Annotated in this window: 12 protein-coding genes; 5 read left to right on the forward strand and 7 right to left on the reverse strand. The window is 67.2% G+C overall.

Annotated features, from left to right (window positions below; translation table 11 throughout):
* Positions 1–135: 135 nt before the first annotated feature.
* Together WS61_RS25190 and WS61_RS25195 are read left to right on the forward strand one after the other, a co-directional pair.
* Entirely contained in the window at positions 136–963 is an 828-nt protein-coding gene (locus tag WS61_RS25190; RefSeq protein WP_034208317.1) for a ferritin-like domain-containing protein, read from the forward strand.
* 69 nt (positions 964–1032) lie between these two features.
* Positions 1033–1539 carry a hypothetical protein gene (locus tag WS61_RS25195; protein WP_059504519.1) on the forward strand — a complete coding sequence of 169 codons (507 nt, stop codon included), beginning with the start codon at positions 1033–1035 and terminating at the stop codon, positions 1537–1539.
* On the opposite strand, the gene WS61_RS25200 is transcribed toward WS61_RS25195, so the two are convergent.
* The 3 genes from WS61_RS25200 to WS61_RS25210 form a co-directional block, all read right to left on the reverse strand.
* A complete protein-coding gene (locus tag WS61_RS25200) occupies positions 1533–2984 on the reverse strand; it encodes a DEAD/DEAH box helicase (protein ID WP_059504521.1) in 1452 nt (483 codons plus the stop codon). The genes WS61_RS25195 and WS61_RS25200 overlap by 7 nt on opposite strands.
* A gap of 137 nt (positions 2985–3121) precedes the next feature.
* On the reverse strand, positions 3122–4420 hold the full coding sequence (locus WS61_RS25205) for a cytochrome c (protein WP_059504523.1): 1299 nt from the start codon (positions 4418–4420) through the stop codon (positions 3122–3124).
* 19 nt (positions 4421–4439) lie between these two features.
* Positions 4440–5204, reverse strand: coding sequence for a c-type cytochrome (locus WS61_RS25210; RefSeq protein ID WP_034208313.1), 765 nt, complete (start codon positions 5202–5204; stop codon positions 4440–4442).
* Positions 5205–5582: 378 nt separating this feature from the next.
* On the opposite strand from WS61_RS25210, the gene WS61_RS25215 reads away from it, so the two are divergent.
* Positions 5583–6515, forward strand: coding sequence for a CopD family protein (locus WS61_RS25215; protein ID WP_059504525.1), 933 nt, complete (start codon positions 5583–5585; stop codon positions 6513–6515).
* 151 nt (positions 6516–6666) lie between these two features.
* On the opposite strand, the gene dgoD is transcribed toward WS61_RS25215, so the two are convergent.
* On the reverse strand, positions 6667–7815 hold the full coding sequence (dgoD, locus tag WS61_RS25220) for a galactonate dehydratase (RefSeq protein ID WP_059504527.1): 1149 nt from the start codon (positions 7813–7815) through the stop codon (positions 6667–6669).
* A gap of 145 nt (positions 7816–7960) precedes the next feature.
* On the opposite strand from dgoD, the gene WS61_RS25225 reads away from it, so the two are divergent.
* Complete coding sequence (locus WS61_RS25225) at positions 7961–8644, forward strand: FadR/GntR family transcriptional regulator (protein WP_034208310.1); 684 nt, start codon at positions 7961–7963, stop codon at positions 8642–8644.
* A gap of 28 nt (positions 8645–8672) precedes the next feature.
* Here WS61_RS25225 and WS61_RS25230 read toward each other — a convergent pair whose 3' ends face one another.
* Complete coding sequence (locus tag WS61_RS25230; RefSeq protein ID WP_059504530.1) at positions 8673–8918, reverse strand: DUF1272 domain-containing protein; 246 nt, start codon at positions 8916–8918, stop codon at positions 8673–8675.
* 148 nt (positions 8919–9066) lie between these two features.
* On the opposite strand from WS61_RS25230, the gene WS61_RS25235 reads away from it, so the two are divergent.
* Entirely contained in the window at positions 9067–9414 is a 348-nt protein-coding gene (locus WS61_RS25235; RefSeq protein ID WP_059504531.1) for a GFA family protein, read from the forward strand.
* 33 nt (positions 9415–9447) lie between these two features.
* Here WS61_RS25235 and WS61_RS25240 read toward each other — a convergent pair whose 3' ends face one another.
* Together WS61_RS25240 and WS61_RS25245 are read right to left on the reverse strand one after the other, a co-directional pair.
* Positions 9448–12555, reverse strand: coding sequence for a transglycosylase domain-containing protein (locus tag WS61_RS25240; RefSeq protein ID WP_059504533.1), 3108 nt, complete (start codon positions 12553–12555; stop codon positions 9448–9450).
* Positions 12556–12800: 245 nt separating this feature from the next.
* Entirely contained in the window at positions 12801–13688 is an 888-nt protein-coding gene (locus WS61_RS25245) for a LysR family transcriptional regulator (protein WP_059504535.1), read from the reverse strand.
* Between the last annotated feature and the right edge of the window lie 310 nt (positions 13689–13998).

Genomic DNA, 13998 nt, shown 5'->3' on the forward strand with positions numbered 1-13998 from the left:
GTCCGGCTAAGATGCCAGGATGGTTCGGCCGGACCGATTCACTATAAACGCATGTAAAACGCCGCCTGCGGATCGGCTGGCGCCTGTGCCCCAGGCATGGGCCGGCCTCCGCGCGACGACTGGGAGCGCACCACCATGGACACCAAAACGACGCATGTGATGCCGTGGCGTATCGAGGACATCGACCTGAACCGGATCGATCGTCAGCGTGCCGCCGCGAACGAGGATCTGTTGTTGCTGCTGTGCGCATCGTCGTTCATCGAAAGCGGCTCGGATCTCTATACGAGCAATCTGAGCGAATTCTTCAACGATGATCCGGAAGTTTCCGCATGGCTCAACAATGCGTGGGAGCACGAAGAATTGCAGCACGGCCGCGCGCTGAAGGCGTACATCGCGCACGTGTGGCCCGAGTTCGACTGGGATACCGCCTTCGCGAATTTCTTTGCCGAGTATTCGAAGACCTGCTCGGTCGAGGCGTTCGAAAAGACCCGCGCGCTTGAAATGGTCGCACGCTGCGTCGTCGAGACGGGCACGGCCACGCTCTATCGCGCGATCAACGAATGCTCGGACGAGCCGGTGCTGAAGGAAATCACCGACAACATCCGCACGGACGAAGTGCGCCACTACAAGCACTTCTTCAAGTTCTTCAAGAAGTACAACCAGGTCGAAGGCAACGGCCGGCTCGCGGTGCTCGGGGCGCTCGCGCGCCGCGTGATGGAAATCAAGAACGAGGATTCCGAGATCGCGCTGCGCCACGTATTCGCGATCCGCTATCCGGACCGCGTCGGCGACAGCCAATACAACCGCGAGCGCGCCGCGCGCATCAGCAGGCTCGTGCGGCGCAACCTGTCGGCCGACATGTGCGTGAAGATGCTGCTCAAGCCGCTCGATCTGCCCGCGAAGATCCAGCCGGGCGTCCACTATCCGCTCACGAAGATCACGCGGCACGTTTTCCTGCGCTGATCGCCGCGGCGCGGCCCGTCGCGCTATGCTGGCGCATCCTCGTCCGATCCGTACCCGGGCCACGCCATCATGACCGATACCCATCGCCACGCGCTCGAACAATGGACCTTCGACGCGTGGCCGTCCGCCGTCGTGTCGTTGTTCGACGGCACCGCACTCGAACGTCATGCCGATATCGCCGCGTCGCTGATCGTCGCGACCGACGACGGCCAGTTGCGCACGACGCTGCTTGGCGTCGGCGAGATCTATGCGCACGATGCGCGCACGCTGCTGATCGCGCTCTGGCCGCAGTCGCGGGCGGCCAGAGCGATCGCGCAACGGCGCACGGCCGCGTTGACGCTCGTCGCGGACGGTGCGTTCTTTCAGGCGCAACTGGAGATGGCGCCGCTCGAAGGAGACTTCGGGGGACTGGCCGGATTCGCTGCGACGATCGCGCACGGCGATGCGCAGCGGGTCGGCTATGCGCGTCTCGCGACGGGCGTCACGTTTACGCTGGAAGGGGAGCGCGCCGCGGTGCTCGCACGCTGGCAGCGCCAGATCGAGCACCTGCGGCGCGCGGCCGCGCGGCTTCAGTGACCGCGCTGGCCGCTGCGCGACGAACGGTTGCGGTTCGCGTGCGCGGCGTTGCCGCTCGCCGGCCGGGCGCCGTTGCCGCCGCCCGCCGGACGGCCGCCGCCGTTACCACCGGCGCCGCCCTGCGTGCGCGGCTTCGCTGCCTTTTGCGGTGCCGCCTTCGGTTGCCCGGCCTTCGGTTGCGCGTTGCCGTCGCGTTTCGCGGCCGGCTGGCCTGAGCCGCCGCCACGCGGCGGGCGATTGCCGCCGCCGCCGCGCGGTTGCTGTTGCCCGCGGCGCTGCTGGATCGGCTCCGGCTTCGCGTTCGGATCGGGTTCGAAGCCCGCGATCACTTCCTGCGGGATCTCGCGCTTGATCAGCCGCTCGATGTCGCGCAGCAACTGCTTCTCGTCGACGCACACGAGCGACACGGCTTCGCCGGTCGCGCCCGCGCGGCCCGTGCGGCCGATCCGGTGCACGTAATCCTCGGGCACGTTCGGCAGGTCGAAGTTGACGACGTGCGGCAACTGGTCGATGTCGATCCCGCGCGCGGCGATATCGGTCGCGACGAGCACCTGGAGCGTGCTGTTCTTGAACTCGGCCAGCGCGCGCGTACGGGCCGACTGGCTCTTGTTGCCGTGGATCGCCATCGCGCTGATGCCGTCCTTCGTCAGTTGCTCCGCAAGCCGGTTCGCACCGTGCTTGGTGCGCGTGAACACGAGCACCTGGAACCAGTTGTGCTCGCGGATCAGGTGCGTGAGCAGCTCGCGCTTGCGGTCGCGGTCGACCGGATGGATCTTCTGCGCGACGCTCTCGGCGGTCGTGTTGCGGCGGGCGACCTCGATCAGCGCGGGCGAGTCGAGCAGGCTGTCGGCAAGCGCCTTGATCTCGTCGGAGAAGGTGGCCGAGAACAGCAGGTTCTGGCGCTGCGGCGGCAGCTTCGCGAGCACGCGCTTGATGTCGTGGATGAAGCCCATGTCGAGCATCCGGTCGGCTTCGTCGAGCACGAGGATGTCGAGATCCGACAGGTCGATGGTCTTCTGCTGCATGTGGTCGAGCAGGCGTCCCGGCGTCGCGACGACGATGTCGACGCCGCGCTTGAGCGCATCGATCTGCGGATTGATGCTGACGCCGCCGAACATCACGGTCGAGCGCAGCTTCAGGTACTTGCTGTACGCGCGCACGCTTTCCTCGACCTGGGCGGCGAGTTCGCGCGTCGGCGTGAGGATCAGCGCGCGCACCGCGCGCTTCGCGCCACGGTGCTCGGCATAGAACGTGTGCAGGCGTTGCAGGATCGGCAGCGTGAAGCCGGCGGTCTTGCCGGTGCCGGTTTGTGCGCCGGCGAGTAGGTCGCCGCCGCCGAGGACGGCCGGGATCGCCTGCTGCTGGATCGGGGTCGGCGACGTGTAGCCGAGCTCGTTGACCGCCTTGACCAGCGGTTCGGCCAGGCCGAGAGATTCGAAAGACATAGATACCACTCTTGAGTTTTATGATCGGCGATGCATCGCGCGGCCCGCGCGGCAAACCTGCATCGCAAAACAGCCAAAAAGCAAAAGGGCGCGGCCGCGGTTTCCCGCAGCCGCGCCCCGTGTGTGTGAGCCGCTTCTTAGTCGAGCGGCGCGGAACGCAGATCGCTCACCTGTTGCGGCGAGATCGGCGTACCGTTGTTACCCCAAGACATCCGGATATACGTGACGACCGCCGCGACTTCCTGGTTCGACAGCGACTGTGCGAACGGCGGCATCCCGTACGGACGCGGATTCTTGAACGTGCTCGGCGGGTAGCCGCCATTCAGCACCATGCGGATCGGGTTGACGGCCGATTCCATCATGATCGAGTGGTTGCCTGCGAGCGGCGGATAGGCCGGCGGCTTGCCGGCGCCGTTTTCGGCGTGGCAGGTCGCGCAGTTGTCCGCGTAGATCTTCTTGCCCTGCTCGAACAGCGCGTTGCCGAACTGCTTCGACGGCTCATACTGCATGTTCTTCGGCGCTTCGGCCTTCTGCGGGATCGACTTCAGGTACGTCGACATCGCGCGCGTATCTTCGTCGGTCATGTACTGCAGGCTGTTGTGGACCACGTCCGCCATCGGGCCGAACACGGCGCCCTTCTGCGACACGCCGGCTTGCAGCAGGTCGGACAGCTCCTGCACGTGCCAGTCGCCGAGGCCGAGTTCCTTGTCGTTCGTCAGCGACGGCGCATACCAGTTCTGCAGCGGGATCAGGCCGCCGGCGAACGCCGACGAGTTCACCGGGCCGCCCATCATGTTGATCGACGTGTGGCACATCGAGCAGTGGCCGAGGCCTTCGACGAGATACGCGCCGCGGTTCCATTCGACCGACTTCGTCGGATCCGGCTTGTACTCGCCTTCCTTGAAGAACAGCGTGCGCCAGCCGATCAGCAGGTTGCGGTTGTTGAACGGGAACTTCAGTTCGTGCGGGCGGCTCGGCACCGACACCGGCGCCACCGAGCGCAGGTACGCGTAGATCGCGTCCGAATCGGCGCGCGTGACCTTCGTGTAGCTCGCGAACGGGAAGCCCGGATAGAGCAGGCTGCCGTCCTTCGAACGGCCCGTGTGCATCGCGCGGTAGAAGTCGTCCGACGTCCACTTTCCGATACCGTTCTGGTCGTCCGGCGTGATGTTCGGCGTGTACATCGTGCCGAACGGCGTCGCCATCGGCAGGCCGCCCGCGAACGGCTTGCCGCCGCGCACGGTGTGGCACGCGATACAGTCGCCCACGCGCGCGAGGTATTCGCCCTTCTTGATCAGCGCAGCTTGGTCGGCCGGCGTGGCCGCGACGGCGGCAGCGCCGTGCAGCGTGTCGTTGCCCGGCCACAGAACCGGCACGAGGGCGGCGGCCGCGATGATCGCGACGGCCGAGAATGCAAACAGGGACTTGCGTTTCATTGTGTCTGTCTCCCTTGCCTTATTGCGGTTCGCTGCCGCAGGCGAGCGGAGTCTTCATCGAACGCGCCGGAGCCGGCACGGGGTTGGCGGGCGCCGGTTGCGCGGCGAGCCATGCGGTCACGGCCGTCACGTCTTCGTCGGAAAGCTTCGCGGCGATGTCGTGCATGCAATCGGGCGCCTTCGCGTGGCGGTTGCCCGAGCGCCATGCGCCGAGCTGTGCGCTCAGGTAATCGGCGTGCAGGCCGACGAGGCCCGGGATCGCCGGCTGCATGCCGGTCAGCCCTGCGCCGTGGCAGGCCACGCAGGCCGGCAGCTTGCGGGACGGGTCGCCCTGCGTGACGAGCTGCTTGCCGCGGGCGAGCGTCGCGGCCGGCAGCGTCGGCTTCGCCGGCGTCGGGTACGGCGGACGTTCGGCCGAGAAGTGCTCGGCGATTTCGCGCAGGTAGTCGTCGTTCAGGTACGTCAGCAGGTAATTCATCGGCGGGTACTTGCGCCGGCCGTCACGGAAGTTGACGAGCTGGTTGTACAGGTACTCGGCCGGCTTGCCGGCAAGACGCGGGAAATAGTCGTTGTCCGTGCCCTGGCCGTGAACGCCGTGGCATGCGGTACAGCCGCGCACGCGCTCGGCCATGGTATCGGGTGCCTTGAGCGGCGCCTGCTGGGCGTGCGCTTGCTCCGTGGGCTTGGTCTGCGCTTGGGCAGCGCTCGTAAGGCCCGCGCCGCCGATCATCAGAACGGCGAGCAGCGGACGGAAGAGGCGTCTTGAAGACACACGAGACTCCATGATTATTCGTCGGGGACCTTGTCCGGGCTACGATCGGCTCGGCGCATGGACGGCAGGACAGCCGGGCTGCTGCGACGCGGCATTCTATCATCGATGGGTAATGACGGCTATTTGACGAAAGGACATCGGTTCCTGTCTGTTTGCGACTTGCGACAATTTGACGCGCATTGCGCCACGCGCGAGTGAACCGGCGTGCGCTTTCACCCTCGAAGACCGTACACTCGCGGGTCGCGCGGCGCCGCCTCCGCCGCAGGTCCAGTCATTTCTCCCGTTTCCGGATTCATCGATGACGTTTCTTACCGTGCCGTTGCCTGCCTCACGCCGTCCGTCCCGTTGCCGCCGCACTGCCGGCCTGCCGCTTGCGGGAGGGCATGCGCGATGAAGTTCGACAGCTTGTGGATCGGCCAGGTCGCGCTCGCGGCGCTGATGGACGCGGCGTTCGCGATGGCGGTCGGCTCGGCGCTGCTCAAGGCGTGGCTCGGCAAGGACGGCGCGCGGCCGGTCGTCGCGCCGTCGCACCCCGCATGGCTGCGTGCGCAACATTCGCTGGTCGCGGCGGCGCTGGCACTGGTGCTCGCCGATCTCGGCTGGCTCGTCTACGAGGCCGCGGCGATGAGCGGCGCCGGGCTCGGCGGCGCGTTCGCCGCGATGCCCGTCATGCTGATGCAGACGCACACGGGCTTCGCGTGGAGCGTCGCGTTCGCCGGCGCGGTGGTACTCGCGATCGTCGCGCTCGCGAAGCCGGACGGCCCGCTCGCGCATGCGGTGCTGTGGCTCGCGGTGATCGTGGTCGCGGCCGGCAAGGCGTCGCTCGGCCATGCGGCCGATAGCGGCGTGCTGTCCGCGGCGGTCGGCGTGCAGACGCTGCACCTGCTGGCCACCGCCGTATGGGGCGGCCTCGTGCTCGCGGGTGGGCTCGCGGTGCTGCCGGCGCTGGGCTCGTCGGTCGCGCGCGGCGCGCTGATCCGCATCGGCCAGCACCTGTCGCGTACGTCGATCGTCGCGGTCGTCTTCGTGCTCGGCACCGGCGTGCTCAACGCGATCCGCGGGCTCGGCGGCTCGCTCGCGCCGCTCGACGGCAGCACGTGGGGGCGCGTGTTGCTGCTGAAGCTGCTGCTCGTCGCGCTCGCGCTCGTGCTCGGCGGGCTCAACCGCTTCTCGGCGCTGCCGCGCCTGCGCCGCACCGCGTCGACCGAGGACGCGTACACGTTCCGCAACATCCTGCATCTCGAAGGGATGACGATGATCGGCGTATTCGTCGCGGCGGCCGTGCTGTCGTTCAGCGTGCCGGGGTTCGCGGCGCTCGGCTGACGGCGCGCTCCGTGCGGCGCGACGTCATGGCGCCGCGCATGTAAAACGGCCGCCCTGTCGGGCGGCCGTTCGGAACCGGCCATCCGCAACCGGCCGTCGGCAACCGAATGCGTATCGCGCCGGCCGCAGCCGCGCGCGATGCGCATCGCACTCACCACTCGGCGACGCTGCCATCCGCGTGGCGCCACACCGGGTTGCGCCAGCGATGGCCCGTCTTCGCCATCTCGCGCACCTTTTCCTCGTTCACGTCGATGCCGAGCCCCGGGCCCTGCGGGATCGCGACGAAGCCGTCTTCGTAGCGGAACACTTCGGGGTTGCGCAGGTAGTCGAGCAGGTCGTTGCCCTGGTTGTAGTGGATGCCGAGGCTCTGTTCCTGGATGAATGCGTTGTAGCTGACCGCGTCGAGCTGCAGGCACGCGGCGAGCGCGATGGGCCCGAGCGGGCAGTGCAGCGCGAGCGCGACGTCGTAGCTTTCCGCGAGCGTCGCGATCTTGCGGCATTCGGTGATGCCGCCCGCGTGCGATGCGTCCGGCTGGATGATGTCGACGTAGCCGCCTGCGAGGATGTGCTTGAAATCCCAGCGCGAGTACAGCCGTTCGCCGAGCGCGATCGGCGTATTGGTCTGGTTGACGATGTCGCGCAGCGCCTCGGCGTTCTCCGACAGCACCGGCTCCTCGATGAACATCAGCTTGTACGGGTCGAGCTCCTTCGCGAGCACCTTCGCCATCGGCTTGTGCACGCGGCCGTGGAAGTCGACGCCGATTCCCACGTGCGGGCCGACCGCATCGCGCACCGCCGCGACGTTCGCGATCACCTGCTCGACCTTGTCGTAGGTGTCGACGATCTGCAGCTCTTCGGAGCCGTTCATCTTCAAGGCCTTGAAGCCGCGCTCGACGACCGCGCGCGCATTGTTCGCGACGTCGCTCGGCCGGTCGCCGCCGATCCATGAATACACCTTGATGCGGTCGCGCACCTGGCCGCCCAGCAGCGCGTGCACCGGCACGCCGTGATGCTTGCCCTTGATGTCCCACAGCGCCTGGTCGACGCCCGCGATCGCGCTCATCATGATCGGCCCGCCGCGATAGAAGCCCGCGCGGTACATCACCTGCCAGTGATCCTCGATCAAGCGCGGGTCGCGGCCGACGAGGTAGTCGGCCAGTTCGTGCACGGCGGCCTCGACCGTGTGCGCGCGGCCTTCGACGACCGGCTCGCCCCAGCCGACGATGCCCTCGTCGGTTTCGATCTTGAGGAACAGCCAACGGGGCGGGACGACGAAAGTTTCGAGGCGGGTGATTTTCATGAGGCGAGTCTCCATGATTGACCGGCGCGGCCGTGCGGACGCGGCGCGCGATCCGTGCTTTCGCGGTTATCCTAGCGTAGTCGAATAAAAAATAGTATTAATAGCATTAATGTGCAGATAGTGGGCACCCGCCCGACGGAGAACGATCATTCAACGCGACCTGCATGGACAGACGGCCTTCCGGCTCGCGACGGCGATCCTGCGCGGCGACTATCCGCCCGAATCGCTGCTGCCGAGGGAACCCGACCTGATGGAGATGTACGGCGTGAGCCGCACGGTGATGCGCGAGGCGTTGCGCACGCTGACGTCGAAGGGGTTGGTCGAATCGCGGCCGAAAGTCGGCACGCGCGTGCGGCCGCGCCGTGCGTGGAACCTGCTCGATGCCGATCTGCTCGACTGGTATGCGCGCGTCGCGCCGCCGCTCGCGTTCGCGCTGAAGCTGCAGGAGATGCGCGAGATGATCGAGCCATACGCGGCCGCGCTGGCCGCGCGCACGCATACGCCCGACGCGTTCGACGCGATCGAGGGCGCGGCGCGCGCGATGGCCGCCGCGCGCAACGTCGACGAATGGGTGCGCGCCGACCTGCGCTTTCACCTGAGCGTGCTGGAGGCCGGCGGCAACGAGCTGCTGGTGCCGCTCGGCGCGCTGATCGATCGCACGCTCGAGGCGCAACTGCAACTGAATGCGCGTCGGGCGGACGTGTACAACGCGTCGCTTGCCGAGCATACGGCCGTCAGCGACGCGATCCGCGTGCGCGACGAGGACGGCGCGCGCCGCGCGATGGCGACGCTGCTCGCGGTGACGCGCGCGCGCATCGAAGCGTCGTGACAGGAGCGGGGCGGCCGGTGCCGCGGCGTCAGGCGTTCGCGCAGCCGCCCGGCTTGTGGATGCGCTCCGTCGACGGCGGGTACTTCGCGAGCAGGCTCGCCGGTCGCCGCGGGCGCGCGACCAGGTCGCCGCCGCAGTTCGGGCAGCGGCCCTTCAGCACGTCGTCCGCGCAGGTCGCGCAAAACGTGCACTCGAATGCGCAGATGCGCGCTTCCGCCGAATCGGGCGGCAAGTCCTTGTCGCAGCATTCGCAGCCGGGGCGCAGTTCGAGCATGACGGTCTCCTGGGTCGGTGAGGGATGGGCGCCGCCCGGACATTGCGTGCGGCGCATGCGAGCGCTACTGTACGCGTTTGTATCGGCCCGGCCAACGGCGGCCCGCCCGGGCGCCGACGACGCCCATGGGCCGCACCGGGAGACGACCATGCTTTATCGCGGAAGCTGTCACTGCGGCGACGTGACGTTCGACGCGGAAGGCGACCTGCAGGGCGTGATGGCGTGCAACTGCTCGATCTGCCAGCGCAAGGGTGCGCTGATGTGGTTCGTGCCGCGCGACCGCATGAAGCTGCTGACACCCGACGAGAATCTGGCGACCTACATGTTCAACAAGCACGTGATCCGGCATCGCTTCTGCAAGCGCTGCGGGATTCATGCGTTCGGCGAAGGCATCCACCCGGACGGCACCGCGATGGCCGCGATCAACGTGCGTTGCCTCGAAGGCGTCGACCTCGACGCGCTGCCCGTCACGCACTACGACGGCCGCTCGCGCTGAGCGGCGCGCCGGCGCGGGCGCGCCGCAATCGGCTCAGGACGGTTGCACGGCGGCCGCGTTCGGCGCAGGCGTTTCCGCCTGCGGTGCGGGCCCGGCGGTGCGCGTGCCGGCGTCGGCCGGGCGTTCGATCAGCGGCGCGAGCGCCGGCGCCATCGACTTCAGCAGTTGCACGGCCATCGCGCTCGTGAAGTCGTAGCGCGCGGCATACGGCTCATGCGCGGTCGCCGTCAGCACCCCGAAGAACCGGTCGCCGATCGCGAACACGAAGGTGCCGCTGCGGTTGACCTTGCGCGACTCGATCAGCCGCGCGCCGCGCGCATAGACGTTGAAGCGCTGGTCGCCCGTCCCCGTCTTGCCGTACACGTCGAGCGTCTTGCCGTCCGGCAGCGTGAGCCCGCCCGCGAGGCGGCGCGCGGTGCCGTGGAGCACGACGTCGCGCAGCAGCGTGTGCGCGACGTTGACGATCTCCGGCGCCAGCATCGGCTGCGGCTGCGCGGTCGCGCGGACGAAGCGGGTTTCGTACGGCGTGCCTTTCGCGAAATCGAGCCGCGTGATTGTCTCGGTCGGCGCCTTCCGGCCGCCGTTCGCGATCAGGCCGATCAGTTTCGCGAGCGCGTCGGGCTGGTCGCCCGATGCGCCGATCGCGGCCGCATAGGACGGCGTCACTTCCGCGAACGGGTAGCCGAGCGCGCGCCACGACTTCGTGATTTCCGCATACGCGCGCAGCTCGACCATGCGGCGGATGCGCCGGTCCTGCGTCGCGTGGTAGCGGGTCTTGTACAGCCACGAATACGTGTAGAAACGCGCATCGCGGCTGTCGCGCTGAACGTCGGCGAGCGCCGCGCCCGGGTGCGCGCGCAGGTAGTTGAGCGTCCACAGCGCGAGCGGATGGACGCTCGCGATATAGCCGCGGTCGTTGAGGTTGAAGCGGTCGATCGCGTACTTCGCATAGAGCGCGGCGAGATCGTCGTCGGACAGCGTCGCGGCCGGCGTGCCTTTCAGTTGCGCGCGCATCTGCGCATCGAACCACGCGAGCGATTCGTTCGGCGCGACGCTGCGCAGCACCGTCGCGATCTTCGGCGGCGACTTGCGTACGTCGCGCAGCATCAGCGCGAGCGCGTCGTCGGGCGCCTTGCCCGCATAGCGCGTGTAGTAGCGCTTCACGTAGACCTGGCTTTCGCCGTCGACGAATTGCTGGAGGTAATGCTGGCGCTGCGCGGGATCGCCCAGCCACGACGACGAAGGGCCGGCCGCCTGCAGCGTTTCGTAGTGGACGATGTCGCGCATCAGCCGCACGAACACGAGGTTCACCGAGTGCTCGAACGCCGCGTGCAGCGTCATGATGCGGCCGTTGTCCGACTTCTCGAAGTTGGAGAACACTTGCGCACCGCCGCCCGTGTAGAACACGTCCGGGCTCGCCGAATACTTGCGTTCGACGGCTGCATCGAGCATTGCCTGCAGCGAGCGGTCGCGCGTATGCGACAGGTAGTCGAGCGCCCAGCGCGACAGCCCGTCGATCGGATCGGGCTTCACGCGCGCCAGCTCCGCGTTCGACAGGTTCGCATAGCGCGCATGCAGGTCGGAAACGATCTGCAGGTACGTGATCAGCGTGCGCAGCTTCGCGGTCGAGCCGAGGTTGATGCGGCCGCCGCGATTCACGTCGAACGGCTGGTTCACGCTGTCGGTCTGCACGCGCAGCAGGTTCGCGCCGTTGCGGTGTTCGTACAGCGTGAAGCTGTACGTGAGATGCGACGGGTCGTCCTTCGGCGCGAGCATCTCGAAACCGTACAGGCCGGCGGCCTGCGCGCCGTCGCGCGTCGACGCCTGCGCGAGCCGCTGGGCGACCGCCTGCTGCACGCCGTTGTCGAGGGTGCTGGTGGCCTGTAGGTCGAGCTGGTCGAGCTGGTACAGGTCGCTGATGCCGAGCGCGGACAGCAGCGACGCGCGCGCGGACGTCACGGCCTTGCGCGACACGAACGACTGCACGCGCGCGGCGGCCGGCGGTGCGCTGCGTTCGATCTGCGCGGCGAGCGCGGCGTCGCGCAGCGCGGGCGAGATCACGCCACCGTTCGACAGCAGCCGCAGGTAGCTGTCGGTCAGCTTTTGCAGCGCCGGATAGCCGCGGTTGAGGAAGTACGACGGCGCGCGCTGCGCGATCAGCAGCGACAACACCTCGCGGAACGTCTTGCCCTGCTGGTCGACGTTGTCGCCGGTCGTCGGCGCGGACAGCACGCGGTTCACGTCGTTGAAGTCGCGGCCGTACCACGCGGCCAGACCGTCGCCGATGCCGGTGATTTCGCCCACGTGCGGCCGCGCGGCGAGCGGCACCGAGTTCAGGTAGCGCACGACGATCGTGCGGCGCGCGAGCATCGTCTGCGGGCCGTTCAGGTAGGCGCGCACCGACGCGGACGCGATCTGCCGCAGCTTCTCGGGCGGCGTCGCGGTGCGGCCCTCGGGCGAATGGCGGAACTTCTCGATCTGCGTCGCGAGCGTGCTGCCGCCCGGGCGTGCCTGGTGGCGGTTGACGACGTGCAGCGCCTGGTCGGCGAGCGCGCGGCCGAAGCGCCCCCAGTCGATCGCGGGGTTGCGGTTCGGTTCGTTCGCATCGAGCAGGTAGCGATCCTCGATGAACAGCAGCGAATCGGCGATCACGCGCGGCACCGTGTCGAAGTCAGCATAGACGCGCTGCGGAAACACGGTCGCGAACAGCGGCGAGCCGGTCGAATCGAACAGCATCAGGCCTGTCTGGTCTTTCTCTTCGTAAGGGAGAAACAGCCCGCGCTGGCCGAGCGACAGCATCCGCTGCGAATCGCGCGCCTGTTCGCTAACGACGAAGCCGCGAGCGAGCAGTCGCTGCTGGAACGCGGGAATCATCGCGTAGCCGAAGCGCCGGTCGTACGGGCCGTCGGCGGGGAAGCGGATGTGGTCGCTCGGCCCCGCTTCGACCGTGTAGCCGACGTCGCGGGTGAGCTCGGACAGGTAGTGCGCCTGCAGCCGGGACGTTTCGATCTCGGTCTGCACGAGCCGCGCGACGATCGCCACCGCGATCAGCAATGCGGCGAGCAAAGACCACTTGACCCACGTCCAGACCGATGCCGGACCGGTCACGCGCGGCAGGATACGATTCAGCGGCCGATTCATGGCGGCGTCTCCCTGAGGGCGCGGTTATCCGGCCGCACCCCATTAAGGATTAGTGTAGTCCTCCGCGGCGGGCTGCCAAGGGCGGTCGACTACCGAGATGCGCCGGCGCAACAGGCGTGCCCATGCCGGCCGGGCGATGGGCCGACGGCCGTCGAACGCCTGCCGGCGGGCCGCCCCGGCGATGCGAGGGCCGGGCGGGCGGCGGCGGGTCGGTGTGAAAAATGGTGCGCGATTTCGTCGTTCATTCAACTGACGAAATGGTCGATCAGGTGATCGACGAAAAGCCGGGCCTTGCGCGGAAAGTGCCGGCGGCTCGGGTACGCGACGTTCATCTCGAGGGCCTCGAGCAGATAGCCTGGCAGCAGCGCGAGCAGCCGGCCGTCGTCGAGATCCCGCTCGACGAGGAAGTCGGGCAGCACAGCGATGCCCATGCCCGACAGCGCCCAGTTCCGGATCAGGCCGGCGTTGTTCGACGACGCGGACTTGTTCGGACGCACGGTGATGCGCGTCTGGTCGTGATCGAACGACAGGTATTCGCCCGCGAAATCGGCATGGAATGCGAGGCACGCGTGCGACGCGAGATCGTGCGGATGGCCCGGCGCGCCATGCCGGTCGACATAGAGCGGCGCGGCGCAGACGATCCGTTCGATGCGCGTGAGCGGGCGTTTCACGAGGGTGTTGTTGCTGATGTGCTGGGACAGCAGCAGCCCGATGTCGAAGCCCTCGGACACGAGGTCGACGTGGCGGTCCACGATCGTGACTTCCGGCACGATGGCCGGATGCAACGTCTTGAATGCATCGATCGCGGGCGCGAGCACGTGCATGCCGAACATGACCGGCGCGGCGATTTTCAGCGATCCGATCGGTTCGTGATGCATCGATGCGATCGTATCCTCGACCCGGTCGATTTCGTCGATCACGTGACGTATCTGCGCCAGATAGAGATGGCCTGCGTCGGTCAACGACAGGCTGCGGGTCGTGCGATTCAGCAGGCGTGCGCCGAGCCGGTCCTCGATGCCCATGACGAGCCGGGTGGCCGACGAATTGGAGATGTTCAGTTCCGTGGCCGCGCGCGCAAAACTGCGCAGTTCGGCGACCTTGACAAATAACCGCATCGGCAGGAGTTCGTCCATTTTTTTATCGATAAAGAGAAAGCGATGATTGAATTCTATCTATCGATTTGGTGATTTGAACGACTCGTTTGGGCGATTGATTATTATGAAATCGCCTGTTTATCCGGTGTGCGAGCAGCCTGAGAATAAAGGGTTCCGGCGTGAATCGGCGATCGAATCAACGATTCGATTCGATCGCTATTAAAACTTTTGGATGGTTTTGTATTTGGTAATTGTACGAAAATATAGGCTGATTTTTTATTTAAAGCATCAGGCATTCTCGATGCAACGCGATGTCGAGCCGGACGCGTCCCTGTCGCCACGGCAGATT

Source organism: Burkholderia sp. ABCPW 11, from assembly GCF_001523445.1.
GTDB lineage: Bacteria > Pseudomonadota > Gammaproteobacteria > Burkholderiales > Burkholderiaceae > Burkholderia.

Bases quoted from the DNA above. Each gene is read 5' to 3' on its own strand.
- WS61_RS25190 (WP_034208317.1), top strand. From the start codon at position 136: ATGGACACCAAAACGACGCATGTGATGCCGTGGCGTATCGAGGACATC.
- WS61_RS25195 (WP_059504519.1), top strand. From the start codon at position 1,033: ATGACCGATACCCATCGCCACGCGCTCGAACAATGGACCTTCGACGCG.
- WS61_RS25200 (WP_059504521.1), bottom strand. From the start codon at position 2,984: ATGTCTTTCGAATCTCTCGGCCTGGCCGAACCGCTGGTCAAGGCGGTC.
- WS61_RS25205 (WP_059504523.1), bottom strand. From the start codon at position 4,420: ATGAAACGCAAGTCCCTGTTTGCATTCTCGGCCGTCGCGATCATCGCG.
- WS61_RS25210 (WP_034208313.1), bottom strand. From the start codon at position 5,204: ATGGAGTCTCGTGTGTCTTCAAGACGCCTCTTCCGTCCGCTGCTCGCC.
- WS61_RS25215 (WP_059504525.1), top strand. From the start codon at position 5,583: ATGAAGTTCGACAGCTTGTGGATCGGCCAGGTCGCGCTCGCGGCGCTG.
- dgoD (WP_059504527.1), bottom strand. From the start codon at position 7,815: ATGAAAATCACCCGCCTCGAAACTTTCGTCGTCCCGCCCCGTTGGCTG.
- WS61_RS25230 (WP_059504530.1), bottom strand. From the start codon at position 8,918: ATGCTCGAACTGCGCCCCGGCTGCGAATGCTGCGACAAGGACTTGCCG.
- WS61_RS25235 (WP_059504531.1), top strand. From the start codon at position 9,067: ATGCTTTATCGCGGAAGCTGTCACTGCGGCGACGTGACGTTCGACGCG.
- WS61_RS25240 (WP_059504533.1), bottom strand. From the start codon at position 12,555: ATGAATCGGCCGCTGAATCGTATCCTGCCGCGCGTGACCGGTCCGGCA.
- WS61_RS25245 (WP_059504535.1), bottom strand. From the start codon at position 13,688: ATGGACGAACTCCTGCCGATGCGGTTATTTGTCAAGGTCGCCGAACTG.